Here is a 15,930-nt window from a genome sequence, read left to right on the forward strand (position 1 = left end):
TTTACGTGCGTACCGCTTCAGTGCTTGGCGTATCGATGATCGCATTGCTGGCGGCTTCGAACGCCGCCGCACAGACCACCCCGCCGGCATCGACGACCGAGGCCCCGGCCGCAGACTCCACGGACGAGTTGGCGCCCCAGGAAGCCGGCGCGGACGAGATCGTCGTCACCGGGTTCCGTTCCAGCCTTAGCCAGGCGCTCAACATCAAGCGCAGCTCGGCGGGCCAGGTCGACGCGATCCTGGCCGAGGACATGGCCAAGTTTCCCGACCTCAACCTGGCGGAATCGATCCAGCGCCTGCCGGGCGTGACGATCGACCGCGAGAACGGCGAGGGTCGCACGATCAGCGTCCGCGGGCTCGGCTCGCAGTTCACCCAGGTCCGCATCAACGGCATGGAGACCCAGGCCGCCTATGGCGGGAACACCAATCGCGGCTTCGACTTCTCGATGTTCGCGTCCGAGCTGTTCAACAGCATCAAGGTCAACAAGACCCAGTCGGCGGAGCTCGAAGAGGGCTCGCTCGGCGCGACCGTCGACCTCCAGACCGGGCGCGGGCTCGACTTCGGCTCGGGCACCCACTTCGCCGTGTCGGCGCAGGGATCGTACAACGACCTTGCCAAGAACGTGCAGCCGCGCCTCGCCGGGCTGGTGAGCTGGGCCAATGCCGACAACACTTTCGGCGTGCTCTTCTCCGCCGCCTACAGCAAGCGCAACCCGATCAGCGAGAGCTTCAACACCACGCGCTGGCAGGCCGGCGACCCCTCGCAGCCCTATGGCGCGGGCAACAATTTCGCCGGGTGTCTCAGCTGCACCACCGATGCGCAGCGCAGCGAGCTGCTCTCGGCCGCCTATCCGCGCATCCCGCGCTACACCTTCGGCGAAGTCGACATCGATCGGCTGGGCCTGACCGGCTCGGTCCAGTGGCGCCCGGACGAGCACACCGACGTGACGCTCGACGTGCTCTATGCGCGCTTCAACCAGGAGGCGGAGAGCCCGAACATCGAGGCGATCGGCTTCAGCCGCGCCGCCGGCGGCGTGCGCGACACGATCGTCAACGAATATGAAGTCGATCCGACCAAGAACATCCTCTCCTATGGCGTGTTCGACAATGTCGACATCCGTTCGGAGAACGGCTTCGAGCGCAACGAGAGCACCTTCCACCAGGTGTCGTTCAACATGCGCCACGACTTCACCGATCGCTTCCGCGGTCGCCTGAAGGTGGGTGAATCGGAGACCCGCGCGCGGACCCCGCTCTCGGTCGCGTACAAGTTCGATGCGAACGACCGCGACGGCTATATGTTCGACTTCCGCGGCAACGACCGGCTGCCGGTCATCGCCTATGGTTTCGACGTCACCGACGGGCGCAACTTCGCGCTCACCGAGTGGAGCAAGAGCCGCAGCGGGACCAACTTCCGCCTGGCCAACATGAGCGGTGCGCTCGAATATGACCTGACCGACGGGCTGACGATCAAGACCGGCGGCGAATACCACACCTATCGCTTCGACACTTTCGGCTTCCAGGCCGCGGTGACCAAGCTGAGCGGCGCAAATGCGCCGACCGACGTCACCAACCTGGGCAAGGTCGTCGATCTGAACGGCAGCATGGACATCCCGGCCGGGACCGACATGGCCTATCTGGTGCCGGACATCGACAAGCTGGCCGGCTTCGTCAGCATGTACAACGACCCGCTCGTGCCGGCCTACAACGGCACGCGCCGCGTCAACGAGAAGGACGCCGGCGGCTTCGTCCAGGCCGACTTCCACACCACGATCGCGGGGATGACCGCGCGCGGCAACATCGGCCTGCGCTATGCGCACACGTCGGTCGATTCGACCGGCTATCTCGCGATCGGCAACGCCAACACCAATGTGACGGTGAAGAACGACTACGAGGACTGGCTGCCGTCGTTCAACCTGGCGATCGAACCCACCAACGACGTGACCGTCCGCCTGGGCGCAGCCAAGGTGATGTCGCGTCCTTCGCTGGGCGACCTGACTCCGGGCGGATCGCTGTCGACGCCGACGCAGAAGGTGACCTATGGCAACCCGCTGCTCGATCCGTTCCGCGCGACCAACTACGATGTGTCGGTCGAATGGTACTTCGCCAAGGAATCGCTGATCGCGGTCGCGGCCTTCTACAAGGACATCAAATCGTTCACCTCGTCTGTGACCGAGACGGTGCCGTGGAGCAGCCTGGGCCTTCCGGACAGCCTGCTGGTCGGCACGCCTTCGAGCCCGGACATGGACTTCGACGTCAGCCGCAAGATCAACGGTCTGGGCGGTTCGCTGAAGGGCATCGAGGTCCAGTACCAGCAGCCGTTCAGCTTCCTGCCCGGACCGCTCCGCCACATGGGCTTCATCGGCAACTACACCTACGTCACCTCGGACGTGGACTATGGCGCAGCCGGCCACAACAAGCTGACCGGCCAGTCGGAGCATGCCTACAACGCGACGATCTACTACGAGACGAAGAAGATCAGCGCCCGCGTCTCGGGAGCCTATCGCGGCAAGTACCTGCTCTCCTTCCCCGGCGGCAACGGCAACACCGAGGAAGGCGTGAACGGCACGCTGAACATCGACGCGTCGCTCTCGTACAACCTCACCAAGAACATCACGCTCTCGATCCAGGGCGTGAATCTGACCGACGAGTACAACGACCGGTACGTGGACATCACCGATCGCGTGTCCAACTACCGCCACTTCGGCCGCGAGATCCTGTTCGGGTTCCGCGCCAACTTCTGACCCCTTGCACGGTGGGCCCGTTCGCGCGGGCCCACCGCATCGCGCCGATGACTCGAGGAGAGTGACTTGAACCTGCTTCCGAACGGCCGTTCCTCCAGGCTCCTTCCCCTGCTCCTCGCGGGCGCGGCGCTCGGCCTTCCCGCCGCGGCACTGGCCCAGGCACCGGTGGTGGTGCAGGGACCGGTCGCGGGAATCGATCCGGTGTGGCTCACCCCTACCCCGCGCCCCGCGCTGAGCACCGATCCGAAGCACCTGCCGACCCGGGCCGAGGCGCTGGCCGCGGCGGAATATGTCTCCTCGGCGCAGATCGCCTCGATGGCGCGCAAGCCCATTCCGGCCGCGAATGGCGGCGTGCTCGATCATATCTCGGCCAACTGGGTCTCGGCGGCCTTCTATGTCGGCGCGGCGCGGCTGGCGCGCGTCTCGGACGACCCACGCACGCTGCGCTTCCTCACCATGGTCGCCGACCATTTCAACTATTCCCTGCGCGGCGCGCGCTCGGGCAAGACGATGCTCAACGCCGACGACATCGCGATCGGCGACCTCTACGAAGAACTCTATTCGCGCCGCCAGCAGGAGGGCGTGCTGATGCCGCTTCGCCAGCGGCTCGACTGGCAGGTCCCCCACCTCGCCCGCGCCGAGGACACGCCGGCGCTGATCTGGTGGTGGTGCGACGCGCTGTTCATGGCCCCACCGGTGCTGGCGCGCATGTCCGCGATCACGGGCGATCCCAAATATCTGATCGCCGCCGACAAGGAATGGCGGCGCACCGCCGAGCGGCTCTGGGTGCCGGGCGACCGGCTGTTCCTGCGCGACGCGCGCTTCGCCGGCCGGACCGAGGCCAACGGCAAGCCGATCTACTGGGCGCGCGGCAATGGCTGGGTGATGGGCGGCCTGGCCCGGCTGCTCGAATCCATGCCCGCGGACTTCGCCGGGCGCAGCTTCTACGTCGACACCTTCAGGACGATGGCGCCGCGCATCGCCGAGCTGCAGCGGCCCAACGGCCTGTGGGCGACCAGCCTGCTCGCGCCCGAGACCTATCCCGAGCCCGAGACCTCCGGATCGGCCTTCTTCGTCTATGCGCTGGCCTGGGGGATCAACCATGGCCTGCTCGACCGCAAGACCTATCTGCCCCACGTGCTGCGCGGCTGGGCGGGATTGAACCGCCAGGTGCTGCCGAGCGGCATGCTCGGCGCGGCGCAGAAGACCGGCGACCAGCCGGTGCATACCGAGCCGCAGGAGACCGGTCCCTATGCCAGCGGCGCCTATGTCCTCGCCGCGCTCGAGATCGCCGACCTGAGCGCGCCGGCCAAGGCGCTGCCTCATGCCGAGCCGGCGCCCGACGCGCCCGCCCGGATCGCAGCGACCACGCCGGTCCCCCCTCCGCCGCCCACGGTCGTGGGACCGCAGGAAGTCGCCCGGCGCGCACAGGAGATGCGGGCGACCGAAAGCCTGTCCTACGACCCTTCCACCCTCGCCCGTCCCTCGGCGATCGAGAAGATCGCGCCGCCGACCGAGGAGCAGCGCCGCCCGCGCGCGGTCGCACGCTTCGCGCCCGATCGGCTTGACGACATGCTGTGGGAGAACGACCGGGTCGCGCACCGCATCTACGGCCCGGCGCTGGAAGCGAAGGAGCCGCCCTCGGGCTCGGGCATCGACGTCTGGGCGAAGCGCGTGCGCTGGCCGTTCATGGACCGCCAGCTCAAATTCCCCAACTACCATGTCGACAGAGGCGAAGGGCTCGACTTCTACGACGTCGGCCGCAGCCGCGGCGCAGGCGGGCTGGGCATCTGGTACGACAACAAGCTGTGGACCAGCCGCAACTATGCCGAGCACAAGGTGCTCGAGACCGGCGGCGACACCGCGCGCTTCTCGGTCACCTACAAGCCCTGGCCGGTCGATGTGGTGCGCAAGGTATGGGAGGAACGCGAATTCGCGCTGCCGATGGGCTCCAACTTCACGCGGATGCGCTCGACGCTCTCGTCGGACAGCAAGGAGCCGCTGATCGTCGGCATCGGCATCGGCAAGGTGCCCGTCGGTGCCAAGGGCGCGATCACGCGCGACAAGGAACATGGCCGGATGCTCTACTGGCAGCCGACCGATCCCGAGCATGGCGAGCTGGGCATCGCGGTGGTGGCCGATCCCGCGATGGTGGTCGGCTTCGCCGAGGATGCCGAGAATTACCTGATGCTGGTGCGCGTCGAGCCGGGCAAACCGTTCACTTACTACACCGGCTCGGCATGGAGCCGGGGCGGTGATTTCGCGAACCGCGAGGCGTGGGAAAAGCATGTGACCGAACAGAAGTTCGCGTTCTGACCATGGCGAACCGCGGGGCCCGTGCGCTGGCGACGGCATCTTTGGCCTGGCTGATGCTGCTCCCCGTGCAAGCCACGGCGCAATTCGCCGCGACCGACGGCATCCACCCGAATCGCGCAGGTCAGATCGCGGGCACGCTGCGCTATCGTCCCGATGGCGAGGGCGGGTTCGTGATCGAGAACGGCGCCGAGCGCTTCAACCGGCCGCTCTACGGCGGCAACACTGCCTTCCGCGTCGACGGCGGCGACAAGCCCGAGTTCGTGCTCTATTTGCCGGGGCGCGGCGGCAATCTGCGGCTCGCGGTCGAGCGGCCGGGTCAGCCGCGCTGGTGGCTCCACGACGCCGCGAGCATCGTCACGCGCTATCTTCCCGGCGAGCTGCAGTACGAGATCCGCGATCCCCGGCTGGGCGGCGCGACGCTGCGGCTGGCGGTGCTGGCGTGGCGCGATGCCGAGGGGCTGGTGCTCCGCGCCGAGGCGAAGAACGCACCCAGGGGCACGGCGCTGCGCTGGGCCTATGGCGGCGTCAACGGCCAGCGCGGCAAGCGCGACGGCGACATCGGCACCGAGGCCGTGCCGATCAGCCAGTGGTTCGCGCTCAAGCCCGAGTTCGCCGAGGGCAACCGCATCGCGGCCGATCGCGCGGGCTTCACGCTCACCGCCAGGCCCGCGACCCTCAGCGGCGCCGTCGCAAACGGTACCGTCGGTCCGATCGCCAGTGCCGAGGACTGGGACAGCGCCGAGCGGATCTTCTCGGCCGGTGTGGCCCCCGGCACGCGCCCCGTCGCCACCGGAACGCTCAACCTGGGCGGCAAGCCGGCGTATCTGTCGCTGCAGGTGATCGGGCGCGGCGCGACGCGCGAGCTGGCCGATTACAGCGAAGTCACCAAGGGCCCGGCGGCCAGGGTCGCCGAGACCGCCTCCCTCCCCCGGATCGCGCCCGACCAGCTGGCCAGGCGCTTCGACGAAACCCGTGCCGCCTTCGCCGCGCTGCGCGGGCAAGTGCGCATCGACACGCCCGATCCCTGGCTCAATTCGGCCATGGCCGCGCTCAACGTCGCCGCCGACGCCGTGTGGGACGGTCCGCAGAAGTCGATCATGCACGGCGCGATCGCCTGGCGCACCCGGCTGCTCGGCTGGCGCGGGCCCTATGCGCTCGACGCGCTCGGCTGGCACGACCGCGCGGCGGCGAACGTCCGCGGCTGGCTGCCCAACCAGAATGTCGAGCCGATCCCCGCGACTATCCCGCCGCCCGACGAGGACGCCAACCTCGCGCGCAGTGAGAAGGCGCTCCACTCGAACGGCGACCTGTCGCGCTCGCACTACGACATGAACACGGTCTTCATCGACGCGCTGCTGCGCCATCTCGAATGGACCGGGGACAGGGCGCTGGCGCGCGAGGCATGGCCGGTGATCGAGCGGCACCTGGCATGGCAGCAGCGGCTGTTCCGCCGCCCGATGGGCCCCGAGAAGCTGCCGCTCTACGAGGCCTATGCCCAGATCTGGGCGAGCGACGACATCGGCTATGGCGGCGGCGGGGTAGCCTATGCCTCGGCCTACAACCTCTACGCCAACCGCCAGGCAGCGCGGCTGGCGACGCTGCTCGGCAAGGACGGCAGCGCCTATGCTGCGGAGGCCGACCGCATCGGCCGGGCGATGCGCGCCTATCTGTGGCTGCCCGAGCGCGGCCATTTCGCCGAATATCGCGACACGCTGGGTGCGCAGGCGGTGCATCCCTCGGCGGGGCTGTGGAGCTTCTACCATGTCGTCGATTCGGGCGTGCCGAACCCGGAGGAAGCGTGGCGCATGGCCGGCGCGATGCTGCGCGAGATGCCGCGCCTGCCGGTGACCGGCCCCGGCGTGCCAGGCGACCGCGCGCATGCGATGCTCTCGTCGACCGACTGGATGCCCTACAGCTGGTCGGTCAACAATGTCGTGATGGGCGAGAATGCCCATGCCGCGCTGGGGCTGTGGCAGGCGGGCTGGTCCGAATCCGCCTATACGCTCGCCCGCAGCTCGATCCTTGCCAGCATGTTCATGGGGATCACTCCGGGCAACGTCGGGACGCTCAACTATCTCGACGTCTATCGCCGCGAGGCGCAGCGCGACTTCGCCGACGGCGCGGGCGTGCTCTCGCGCGCGCTCGTGGAAGGGCTGTTCGGCCTGCGTCCCGACGCGCTCGCGCGCACGCTGCGGATCGAGCCCGGGCTGCCGCGCGACTGGGACCATGCTTCGATCGCGCATCCCGGTGCGCGCTTCGCCTGGCGGCGCGAGGGCGACGTCGAGCACTACACGCTGGGCGACCCGCAGCACCGCTTCGATCGCTTCGTGCTGCGCCTGCCCGCGCGGCGCGAGACGCTCGTCTCGGCAACCGTCGCAGGCAAGCCGGTGGCGTGGACGGCGGCCCCGGAGGCGATCGGCCATCCCGCGCTGACCATCGAGCTCCCGGCCACGGCAAGCACCGAGCTGGTGCTGCGCTGGGCCGGCAGGGAGATCGTGCCCGTCGAGCGCGACGGCAAGCTGGTCCCGGCCCGTGCCGGCGCCTTCGCCTATCGCGTGCCGACGGGGTCCATCGCTGCGGTTACGGAGACCGCGCTGCCCTCGCAGCAGCCGCCCGCGGGCAAGCAGGACCCGGTCGACCTGCGCGGGGCATTCAACGACCGGCTGACCGCCATCTTCGCCAAGGGCAAGTACCGCAGCCCCCGCTCGCCCGGCGTCTCGCTTGGCCTGCCGGCGCAGGGGATCGGCGCCTGGGCCGGGCACGTCAACGCCACCGCCACGATCGACGACAGCGGACTGCGCAACGTCGCCGCGGAGCATGGCGGAATATTCGCCCTCCCCGACGGCGGCAGCTTCCGCCTCGCCGCCGCTGACGCACCCGACACCGCCTTCGTGTCGCAGTGGAGCAACTATCCACGCCAAGTCACCGTGCCGCTCGCCGGCAAGGCGCGCTACCTGCGGCTGCTGATGGCGGGCTCGACCAACCCGATGCAGAGCCGGATCGACAATGGCGAGGTGGTCGTCACCTATCGCGACGGCGGCACCGCCCGGCTGCCGCTGCACAACCCCACCAGCTGGTGGCCGATCGAGCAGGATTATCTGATCGACGATTACCAGTTCCGCGCGCCGGGCGAACGGCCGCTCCGCGTCGACCTCAAGACGGGTGCGGTGCGCAGCCCTTCGGGCGACGGCAAGACGATCGACGGCGGCGCGGCGACGGTGCTCGGCCTGCCGCTGGATCCGGCGCGGCCGCTGCGCTCGGTGACGGTCCGCGCGATCGCGCAGGAAGTGGTGATCGGCACGCTCGGCATGACGCTGGTGCGATGAGGCAGGTTCCCGTGCCGCCGCTGGTGCGCTAGCACCGTCGCATGGCGGGGAAGCGCGAAGTACTGATCGTTGGCGGGGGCACCGCGGGCTGGCTGACCGCGGCCTATCTGTCGCGCGTCTTCGAGGGGCGGATCGCCGTCACGCTGCTCGAGGCGCCCGACATCGGGGTGATCGGCGTCGGCGAAGGCGCCTTCCCCACGATCCGCTCGACGCTCCAGTTCCTCGGCATCGACGAGACCCGCTTCGTCCGCACCGCGTCGGCGACGTTCAAGCAGGGGATCCGCTTCAACGACTGGCTGCATGCCCCCGGCCCGGACGGCGCGCGGCACCATTATCTCCACCCGTTCGAGCCCCCCTTCTACACCGATGGGGCGAGCCTGGTCCCCTATTGGCTGCTCCAGGACGAGGCGAGCCGCCCGCCCTTCGCCGAGGCGATGACGATCCAGAACCGCGTCGCCGAGGCGCGCCGCGCGCCCAAGCGGCCGGGCGAAGGCGATTATGGCGGGCCGCTCAACTACGCCTATCATTTCGACGCCGCGCGGCTGGCCGAAGTGATCGGCGCGCGCGCGGTCGAGCTGGGCGTGCGGCACCTTCAGGGTCAGCTCACCGGCGTCGAGCTGGGGGAGGACGGCGAGATCGCCCGCGTCCATACCAGCGGGCACGGAACGCTGGCGGCGGACCTCTACGTCGATTGCTCGGGCTTCCGCGCCGAGCTGATCGGCAAGGCGCTTGGCGTCCCGTTCCGTTCGGTGAAGCACCAGCTGTTCACCGACCGCGCGATCGCCTGCAAGATCCCGTACGACCGCCCCGACGCGCCGATCGAGAGCTTCACCGTCGCCACCGCGCACGAGGCGGGCTGGACCTGGGACATCGGCCTCCAGGAGGCGCGCGGCATCGGCTGCGTTTATTCCGCCGCGCACATGAGCGACGATCGCGCCGCCGAGCTGCTGCGCAGCTACATCGGCCATGACGACTATTCGGCCAGGATCATCCCCTTCGAGCCCGGCTACCGCGAGGCGCAGTGGGTGAAGAACTGCGTCGCCGTGGGGCTGTCGGCAGGCTTCCTCGAGCCGCTCGAATCGACCGGTGTGGTGCTGATCGAGGCGGCGGTGGCGATGATCGCCGAGCTCTTCCCGCACAACGGCCCGGCCGATGCCCCGGCGCGGCGCTTCAATGCGCTGATGGCCGCGCGCTACGAGAACATCATCGCTTTCCTGAAGCTCCACTATTGCCTCAGCCGGCGCGAGGAGCCCTTCTGGCGCGACAATGTCGACCCGGCGTCGATCCCCGAGGGGCTGCAGGAACTGCTGCGCCAGTGGCGCTATCGCCCGCCCAGCCGCTTCGACTTCATCCTCGATCTCGAGAGCTTCGCCTTCTTCAACTACCAGTACATCCTCTACGGGATGGGATTCCGCACCGACCTGAGCGCGGCACGAGACGACTTTCCCAACATGGGCGCCGCCGAGAAGCAGTTCGCGCGCATCCGCAACTTCGGCGAGCAGGCCACGCAGGAACTGCCGACGCACCGCGCGCTCATCCGCCAGATCAACGAAGGCCTGTCGCTGGCGGGGTAGTGCCCGTCCCACGACCCAGGGACGGGCACCGGGGGCAACTCAGGCGGCGGCGAGGCGGCCGTCGAGCTGGTCGAGCTCGCCGGTTTCGCGGGCCTTCTTGCCGTAGACCGCCTCGAACAGCGGAGTGGCCATCACCGTGGTGATGATCGCCATCAGCACCAGCATCGAGAAGAGCGTCGGGCCGATGATGCCCTTCTGCAGGCCGATGTTGATGATGATCAGCTCCATCAGCCCGCGCGAGTTCATCAGCGCGCCGATGCCGAGCGCGGTGCGGTTGTCCTCGCCCATCGCGCGCGCCGCGGCCCAGCACGCACCGAACTTGGCGAGGATCGAGGCGACGAGGATGCCGGCCGCAATCAGGATCAGAGACACCGAATTCACCATGTCGATCCGGGTGTTGAGCCCCGAATAAGTGAAGAACATCGGCAGCAGCAGCACGACCGCGATCGGCTCGACCTTGCGCTTCAACTCCTCGACGAACAGCCCGCGCGGCATGCACACGCCCATCAGGAAGCCGCCGAAGATCGCATGGATGCCGATCGCGTCCATCAGGAAGGCCGAGAGGCAGAAGAGCAGCATCGTGATCGCGAGCACCTGGGTGCTCATCTCGCCTCGCGCCTCGACTGCGCGGCCGAGCGGCGCGAGCAGCTTGCGGCCGAACAGGATCATGAAGCCGGTGTAGAGCACGGCGCCCGCGATCGCGATCACCGCGACGCCCGGGCCGGAGCCGAAGGTCGCCAGCACCAGCGCGAGCACGCACCACGACGCCGCGTCGTCGAACGCGCCGGCAGTGAGCGTCAGCGTGCCCAGCGACGAGTTGGCGAGGCCGTTCTCGTTGATGATGCGCGCCAGCATCGGGAAGGCGGTCAGCGCGATGCACGCGCCCATGAACAACGTCGCGTTCGCCTGGCTGATCCCGTCGGTGAACAGCCCCGGCACGGTGAGCAGGAAGGGCGTGATCAGCGCGGCGAGGATGAATGGGGCGACGATGCCCGCGGCCGAGACGGTCGCGGCGCTCTTCGCCTTGGACTGGAAATGATCGAGCCGCAGCGTCAGGCCGACCATGAACATGTAGAGCCCGACGCCGAGCTGCGCGCCGACGTAGAGGACGTTGCGCGTTTCCTTGGGGAAGATCGCGAGCTGGAGATCGGGAAAGAGCAGTCCGAGCAGCGACGGCCCGAGCACGACGCCGGCAACCATCTCGCCGACGACCTGCGGCTGCCTGAACAGCTTCTGCCCCAGCCAGCCGACGACGCGGCAGGCGAGAATGATCACCGCGAGCTGGAGGAAGAAATGAACGCTGTAATCCGCCGGCGCGTAGCTCTTGGCGGCATTGATTGCCGGGCCGTGCGGATTGAGCACGTCGGTCAGCGCGAACCAGGCACTGTCTAACAAATCGAGCATCTAGCCTCCCCCATGATGTCATCGCGGGGCATCGTTTCGCCTCTCGCGCCCCAGAGGAAGCGTGGCGTTCGGCGGCTGCGCAACTCCCATTCATGCAGAGACCTGCATTTTTCGGCCTGGCGGTTCGTTTCTGTTGCGTGTCGCACACACAGTAGTAACGTACCTACATGGTAGCGCGAACATTCAGCGATATGGACACGCCATGAAGGTCGTCAGCAGCCGCGAATTCAATCAGGACGTGAGCGCCGCGAAGCGACTCGCGCGGCTCGAACCGGTGTTCGTCACCGACCGCGGCCGGCCGACGCACGTGCTGATGAGCATCCAGGCCTTCCGCCAGCTGAGCGGCCAACGCGAGAGCATCGTCGATCTGCTCGCCCTCCCCGATTCGGGCGAGGCCGAGTTGGCGCCCGAGCGCTGGGATCGGCTGGAACGGCGCTGATGTACCTGCTCGACACGCCGATCGTCTTCGAGCTGCGCAAGGCGCGCGCGGGACAGGCCGATCCCGGGCTCACCGCCTGGGCGGCGGAAGTCGCGCGCGAGCGGCTGTTCCTGTCGGCGATCAGCCTGGTCGAGCTGGAGGCGGCGGTGACAAGGGCCGCGCGCGCCGACAAGGCCGAGGGGGCGGCACTACGCGGGTGGATCGACCAGCAGGTGCTTCCCGCCTTCGACGGCCATGTCCTGGCGCTCGACGCCGCCGTCGCGCGGCGGCGCGGCGAGCTGGCGCTGCCCGACACGCGCGATGCGCTGCTCGCCGCCACGGCACTGGAGCATGGCCTGACTCTGGTCACGCGCGACAAGGCGGCGTTCAAGGGAACGCGCGTCCGGCTCTTCGATCCGACCGGCTATGAGCTGGCCGCCGGCGAGGACGACGCCGACTGGCGCACCGCGGCGCGCACCGGATCGCTCTGGCTGCGCAACCTGTTCATCCGCGGCTGAGGCGCCGGCTTATTTGCCTTCCTTGCGGTTGCCGCGCCAGTAGAGCAGTCCCGCGACGATCGCGGCCGAGCCGACGCCGACAACTGCCGCGCCGATGCCGAGCTGGCGGGCGCTGGGGCCGCCGCCGCGGCGCGCCTTGGCGGCTGCCATTTCCTTGACTGCCTTCACCGTCTCATTGTCCACGGCATGATCGTGCGGCGGTTCCTCGATCGGGAAGGGTGACTGGTTCTCGGCTGGAACGGGCGGCTGCTTGCTCATGGTCTTCCTTCTTGGGCCGATGCACTGAACGTCCCGCTAATGCGCGGGTTTCGCCTGCACTTGCAAGCGGCGCGAGGCGCACGGCACAAGGAGCGCGATGAACCCGATCTACGCAGCCATGGGCACGACCGTCTTCGAGGCCATGTCGTCACGTGCGCGTGCGACCGGGGCGATCAACCTCGGCCAGGGTTTCGCCGACGGCCGCGGCCCGGAGGCGGTGCTGGAAGCCGCGGCTCGCGCGGTGCTGGAGAAGTCGAACCAATATCCGCCGATGCCGGGCCTGCCCGAGCTCCGCCGGGCCGTGGCCGACCATTATGTCCGCCACCAGGGACTCGACCTTGCGCCGGATGAAGTGATCGTCACCTCGGGCGCCACCGAGGCGCTGGCCGCGGCGCTGCTGGCGCTGATCGAGCCGGGCGACGAAGTCGTCCTCTTCGAACCGCTCTACGACGCCTATGTGCCGCTGGTGCGCCGCGCCGGTGGCGTGCCGCGCTTCGTCCGGCTCGAGCCGCCGCACTGGCGGGTCGACGCGGCCGCGCTGGCGGCAGTCGCGAGCCCGCGGACGCGGCTGCTGCTGCTCAACAATCCGCTCAACCCGGCCGCGAGCATGTGCAGCGCCGGTGAGCTCGCCGCGATCGCCGATTTCTGCGTGGCGCACGACCTGATCGCGGTGTGCGACGAAGTGTGGGAGCATGTCACCTTCGACGGCGCGCGGCACCTGCCGCTGATCGGCTTCCCCGGCATGCGCGAGCGCACGGTGAAGATCGGGTCGGCGGGCAAGATCTTCGCGCTGACCGGTTTCAAGGTCGGCTGGATGTGCGCGGCCCCTCCCCTCGCCCGCGTGCTCGCCAAGGCACACCAGTTCCTCACCTTCACTACGCCGCCCAACCTCCAATGGGCAGTGGCGGAGGGGCTGGCGACGCAGGACGGCTGGGTGCAGGAGGCGCGGCATCGCTTCCAGCACGGCCGCGACCGGCTGCGTGCCGGGCTCGAGCGCGCGGGCTTCGCAGTGCTGCCCAGCGCGGCCACCTATTTCCTGTCGGTCGACCTGGCCGCCTCGGGCGTGGAACTCGACGATGTCGCCTTCTGCGACCGGCTGATCGACGCGGCGGGCGTGGCGGCGATCCCGGTCTCCGCCTTCTATGCCGAACGGCCGATGACCCGCGTGGTGCGCTTCTGCTTCGCAAAGGAGGATTCGGTGCTCGACACAGCGATCGAGCGGATCGCGGGCGCGCGGGCGGCACTAGAACGATAGTCGGGCTGGCGCGAACCGAATGGGCCGCTAGGATCATGAAAAACCACGAGAGGAGCCGCCGATGACGATCGACCGCCGCACGCTGATTGGGGGGACGATAGGCATGGCCATGGCAACGGCGGCGCGCGCGCAGGACGCTCCCACTCCCTATGTGCTCGGCACCGGCACTGCCGCCTGGCCGCCGCGCGAGCACTTCAAGCTATGGCCGGGCTCCCCGCCGGGCGCTCCCAACCCGCTTCCGAAGAACGACTTCACCGTCAACGGCAAGTTCCGCGAGCTGTGGCTGCGCGGCGTCTCCGAGCCGATGGTCGCCGTCTATCGCCCGGCCAGGCCCGACGGCCGCGCCGTGCTGTCGATCCCCGGGGGCGGCTATCGCTTCGTCTCGATCGAGAACGAAGGCATCGACGTCGCCAAGGCGCTGACGCCGCACGGCATCACCGTGTTCGTCCTCGCCTATCGCCTCCCCGGCGAAGGCTGGGCGAACCAATGGGACGTGCCGCTGCAGGACGCGCAGCGCGCGATGCGGCTGATCCGCTCGCGTGCCTCGGAGTTCGGCATCGACCCCGCAAAGCTCGGCATCGTCGGCTTCTCGGCCGGCGGGCACCTGGGCGCCGACCTCGCCACCGGCCATGCCGACCCGGTCTACACGCCCATAGACGCCGCCGACCGGCTGAGCGCGCGACCTTTTTATGCCGGGCTGGTCTATCCGGTCGTCTCGTTCGTCACCGCCGGGTTCGAGCCGGCGTCGGCCGCGATGCTGCTCGGAGACAATCGCGACGCCGCCATCCTCGCCCGCCACACGCCCGCCGACCGGATCACCGCACAGACCCCGCCGATCTTCCTCGTCCACGCAATGGACGACGGCACCGTGCCGATCGCGCAGAGCCTGCTGACCATCGACAAGTGCCGGGCAGCCAAGGTGCCGGTCGAGGCGCATCTGCTCGAACAGGGCGGGCACGGCTTCGGCGCGCTGCACTTGCCGGCGGACGCGCCCGGCCGCCTGTGGCCCGACGTGTTCGCGCGCTGGACGGCAACCGTCAGGGCCTGAGCGCCAGCCTCAGTCCTCGAAGACGTCGCGCGGGTTCTGCAACACCGCGGCCTCGCAGCGTCGCAGCGCCGCTACGGCCTTTCCCGAGCCGTCCAGCGGCACGACGCCGGCGAGCTTGTCGCGATACCAGAAGCCGATCTTGTTGCTCGCCGCCAAGTCGGCCAGGATCTCCTTGCCGCTGAAGGTGATCATCAGCCCCTGCATGCCGTCCGGCCCCACGTCGCCCGTCGCGCTCTTCTTCCCCCAGCCGTTGTCGAGCTTCTTGCCCTTCAGGAAGCCGACCTCGATCTCATAACGCTTGCCCTGCTCGACCGATTTGAAGTCGGGCGCGCGGTAGACCATCACGCCCACCTGCTTGCGGGGCCGCCAGTGAAAGCTGATCGCGCCGCCGCTCGCGAGCTTGGCCGACATGGTGCAGTCGGCCTTCTCCAGGCCGGTCGTAACGGTCCAGCCGCGGACCTCCTCGGTAACGTCCTGGGCCGCGAGCGCCATGGCGAGAACGAACATTTCCATCTCCTGTGCGCCCCTCCCTAGACGAGTGTTCGCCAGTGGTGAACCGCCGGCACCCAACTCGGTTGCGTTTCCGAACTGATGGGCGCAGCTTCGTGCCGCAAATCGAAAAGGGGGAAATCGAATGCACAGCCCGATCCTGGCGCCGATGGTGGCGCTCGTGGCGTGGACGCTGGTCATGCTGGTGTGGCTGATGGCGATCCGCCTGCCCGCGCTCAAGCAGGCGGGGATCGACATGTCGCGCGCGCGTGGCGGACGGCCGGGCATCCTCGACACGATGCTCGACGAGAAGAAGCAGTGGCCGGCGCACAACTACATCCACCTCGTCGAGCAGCCGACGCTCTTCTACGCCATCTGCGTGGCGCTCGCGCTGCTCGACCAGGGCGGCGGGTTCAACCTTGCGCTGGCCTGGGCCTATGTCGGCCTGCGCGTGCTCCACAGCATCGTCCAAGCGACCTTCAATAAGGTCGCGGTGCGCTTCTCGCTGTTCGTGCTCTCGACGCTGGTGCTGATGGCGCTGACGCTCCACGCCGGCATGGCGCTCGTCCATGGCGGCTGAGCG

At 68.8% G+C, this 15,930-nt stretch carries 12 protein-coding genes; 9 read left to right on the forward strand and 3 right to left on the reverse strand.

Annotated elements, in window-relative coordinates:
• Positions 1 to 5: 5 nt before the first annotated feature.
• The 4 genes from J7500_RS12640 to J7500_RS12655 all read left to right on the forward strand — a co-directional run bounded on the left by J7500_RS12640 (position 6) and on the right by J7500_RS12655 (position 9,957).
• Positions 6 to 2,741: a TonB-dependent receptor gene (locus J7500_RS12640; RefSeq protein WP_294062065.1), complete on the forward strand. Its 2,736-nt coding sequence runs from the start codon at positions 6 to 8 to the stop codon at positions 2,739 to 2,741.
• 66 nt (positions 2,742 to 2,807) lie between these two features.
• A complete protein-coding gene (locus tag J7500_RS12645) occupies positions 2,808 to 5,057 on the forward strand; it encodes a glycoside hydrolase family 88 protein (protein WP_294062066.1) in 2,250 nt (749 codons plus the stop codon).
• A gap of 2 nt (positions 5,058 to 5,059) precedes the next feature.
• A complete protein-coding gene (locus J7500_RS12650) occupies positions 5,060 to 8,383 on the forward strand; it encodes a DUF4450 domain-containing protein (protein WP_294062067.1) in 3,324 nt (1,107 codons plus the stop codon).
• 41 nt (positions 8,384 to 8,424) lie between these two features.
• The gene (locus J7500_RS12655) at positions 8,425 to 9,957 is read left to right on the forward strand and encodes a tryptophan halogenase family protein (protein ID WP_294062069.1); all 1,533 of its coding nucleotides are present in this window, start codon (positions 8,425 to 8,427) and stop codon (positions 9,955 to 9,957) included.
• Between the two features lie 39 nt (positions 9,958 to 9,996).
• On the opposite strand, the gene J7500_RS12660 is transcribed toward J7500_RS12655, so the two are convergent.
• The gene (locus J7500_RS12660) at positions 9,997 to 11,361 is read right to left on the reverse strand and encodes a cation:proton antiporter (RefSeq protein ID WP_294062070.1); all 1,365 of its coding nucleotides are present in this window, start codon (positions 11,359 to 11,361) and stop codon (positions 9,997 to 9,999) included.
• A gap of 202 nt (positions 11,362 to 11,563) precedes the next feature.
• Here J7500_RS12660 and J7500_RS12665 point away from each other — a divergent pair, with 202 nt between their 5' ends.
• Positions 11,564 to 11,800, forward strand: a complete 237-nt coding sequence (locus J7500_RS12665; protein ID WP_294062071.1) for a type II toxin-antitoxin system Phd/YefM family antitoxin — start codon at positions 11,564 to 11,566, stop codon at positions 11,798 to 11,800.
• On the forward strand, positions 11,800 to 12,297 hold the full coding sequence (locus J7500_RS12670; protein ID WP_294062072.1) for a type II toxin-antitoxin system VapC family toxin: 498 nt from the start codon (positions 11,800 to 11,802) through the stop codon (positions 12,295 to 12,297). The genes J7500_RS12665 and J7500_RS12670 overlap by 1 nt, the downstream gene beginning before the upstream one ends.
• Positions 12,298 to 12,306: 9 nt before the next feature.
• On the opposite strand, the gene J7500_RS12675 is transcribed toward J7500_RS12670, so the two are convergent.
• On the reverse strand, positions 12,307 to 12,555 hold the full coding sequence (locus J7500_RS12675; protein ID WP_294062073.1) for a hypothetical protein: 249 nt from the start codon (positions 12,553 to 12,555) through the stop codon (positions 12,307 to 12,309).
• A 97-nt stretch (positions 12,556 to 12,652) separates the two neighbouring features.
• Here J7500_RS12675 and J7500_RS12680 point away from each other — a divergent pair, with 97 nt between their 5' ends.
• Together J7500_RS12680 and J7500_RS12685 are read left to right on the forward strand one after the other, a co-directional pair.
• Positions 12,653 to 13,810: an aminotransferase gene (locus tag J7500_RS12680; protein WP_294062074.1), complete on the forward strand. Its 1,158-nt coding sequence runs from the start codon at positions 12,653 to 12,655 to the stop codon at positions 13,808 to 13,810.
• A 61-nt stretch (positions 13,811 to 13,871) separates the two neighbouring features.
• Positions 13,872 to 14,858 (forward strand): alpha/beta hydrolase, encoded by a 987-nt coding sequence (locus J7500_RS12685; protein ID WP_294062075.1) that lies wholly within the window; start codon positions 13,872 to 13,874, stop codon positions 14,856 to 14,858.
• A 9-nt stretch (positions 14,859 to 14,867) separates the two neighbouring features.
• Here J7500_RS12685 and J7500_RS12690 read toward each other — a convergent pair whose 3' ends face one another.
• Positions 14,868 to 15,365 (reverse strand): hypothetical protein, encoded by a 498-nt coding sequence (locus J7500_RS12690; protein ID WP_294062077.1) that lies wholly within the window; start codon positions 15,363 to 15,365, stop codon positions 14,868 to 14,870.
• A gap of 127 nt (positions 15,366 to 15,492) precedes the next feature.
• Here J7500_RS12690 and J7500_RS12695 point away from each other — a divergent pair, with 127 nt between their 5' ends.
• Positions 15,493 to 15,927 (forward strand): MAPEG family protein, encoded by a 435-nt coding sequence (locus J7500_RS12695; protein ID WP_294062078.1) that lies wholly within the window; start codon positions 15,493 to 15,495, stop codon positions 15,925 to 15,927.
• Positions 15,928 to 15,930 lie beyond the last annotated feature (3 nt).

Origin of the sequence: Sphingomonas sp., from assembly GCF_017744835.1 — a bacterium.
Lineage (GTDB): Bacteria > Pseudomonadota > Alphaproteobacteria > Sphingomonadales > Sphingomonadaceae > Sphingomonas.

Excerpts from the sequence above, each read along its gene's own strand:
- J7500_RS12650 (WP_294062067.1), top strand. The coding sequence starts at position 5,060 with ATGGCGAACCGCGGGGCCCGTGCGCTGGCGACGGCATCTTTGGCCTGG.
- J7500_RS12655 (WP_294062069.1), top strand. The coding sequence starts at position 8,425 with ATGGCGGGGAAGCGCGAAGTACTGATCGTTGGCGGGGGCACCGCGGGC.
- J7500_RS12660 (WP_294062070.1), bottom strand. The coding sequence starts at position 11,361 with ATGCTCGATTTGTTAGACAGTGCCTGGTTCGCGCTGACCGACGTGCTC.
- J7500_RS12665 (WP_294062071.1), top strand. The coding sequence starts at position 11,564 with ATGAAGGTCGTCAGCAGCCGCGAATTCAATCAGGACGTGAGCGCCGCG.
- J7500_RS12670 (WP_294062072.1), top strand. The coding sequence starts at position 11,800 with ATGTACCTGCTCGACACGCCGATCGTCTTCGAGCTGCGCAAGGCGCGC.
- J7500_RS12675 (WP_294062073.1), bottom strand. The coding sequence starts at position 12,555 with ATGAGCAAGCAGCCGCCCGTTCCAGCCGAGAACCAGTCACCCTTCCCG.
- J7500_RS12680 (WP_294062074.1), top strand. The coding sequence starts at position 12,653 with ATGAACCCGATCTACGCAGCCATGGGCACGACCGTCTTCGAGGCCATG.
- J7500_RS12685 (WP_294062075.1), top strand. The coding sequence starts at position 13,872 with ATGACGATCGACCGCCGCACGCTGATTGGGGGGACGATAGGCATGGCC.
- J7500_RS12690 (WP_294062077.1), bottom strand. The coding sequence starts at position 15,365 with ATGTTCGTTCTCGCCATGGCGCTCGCGGCCCAGGACGTTACCGAGGAG.
- J7500_RS12695 (WP_294062078.1), top strand. The coding sequence starts at position 15,493 with ATGCACAGCCCGATCCTGGCGCCGATGGTGGCGCTCGTGGCGTGGACG.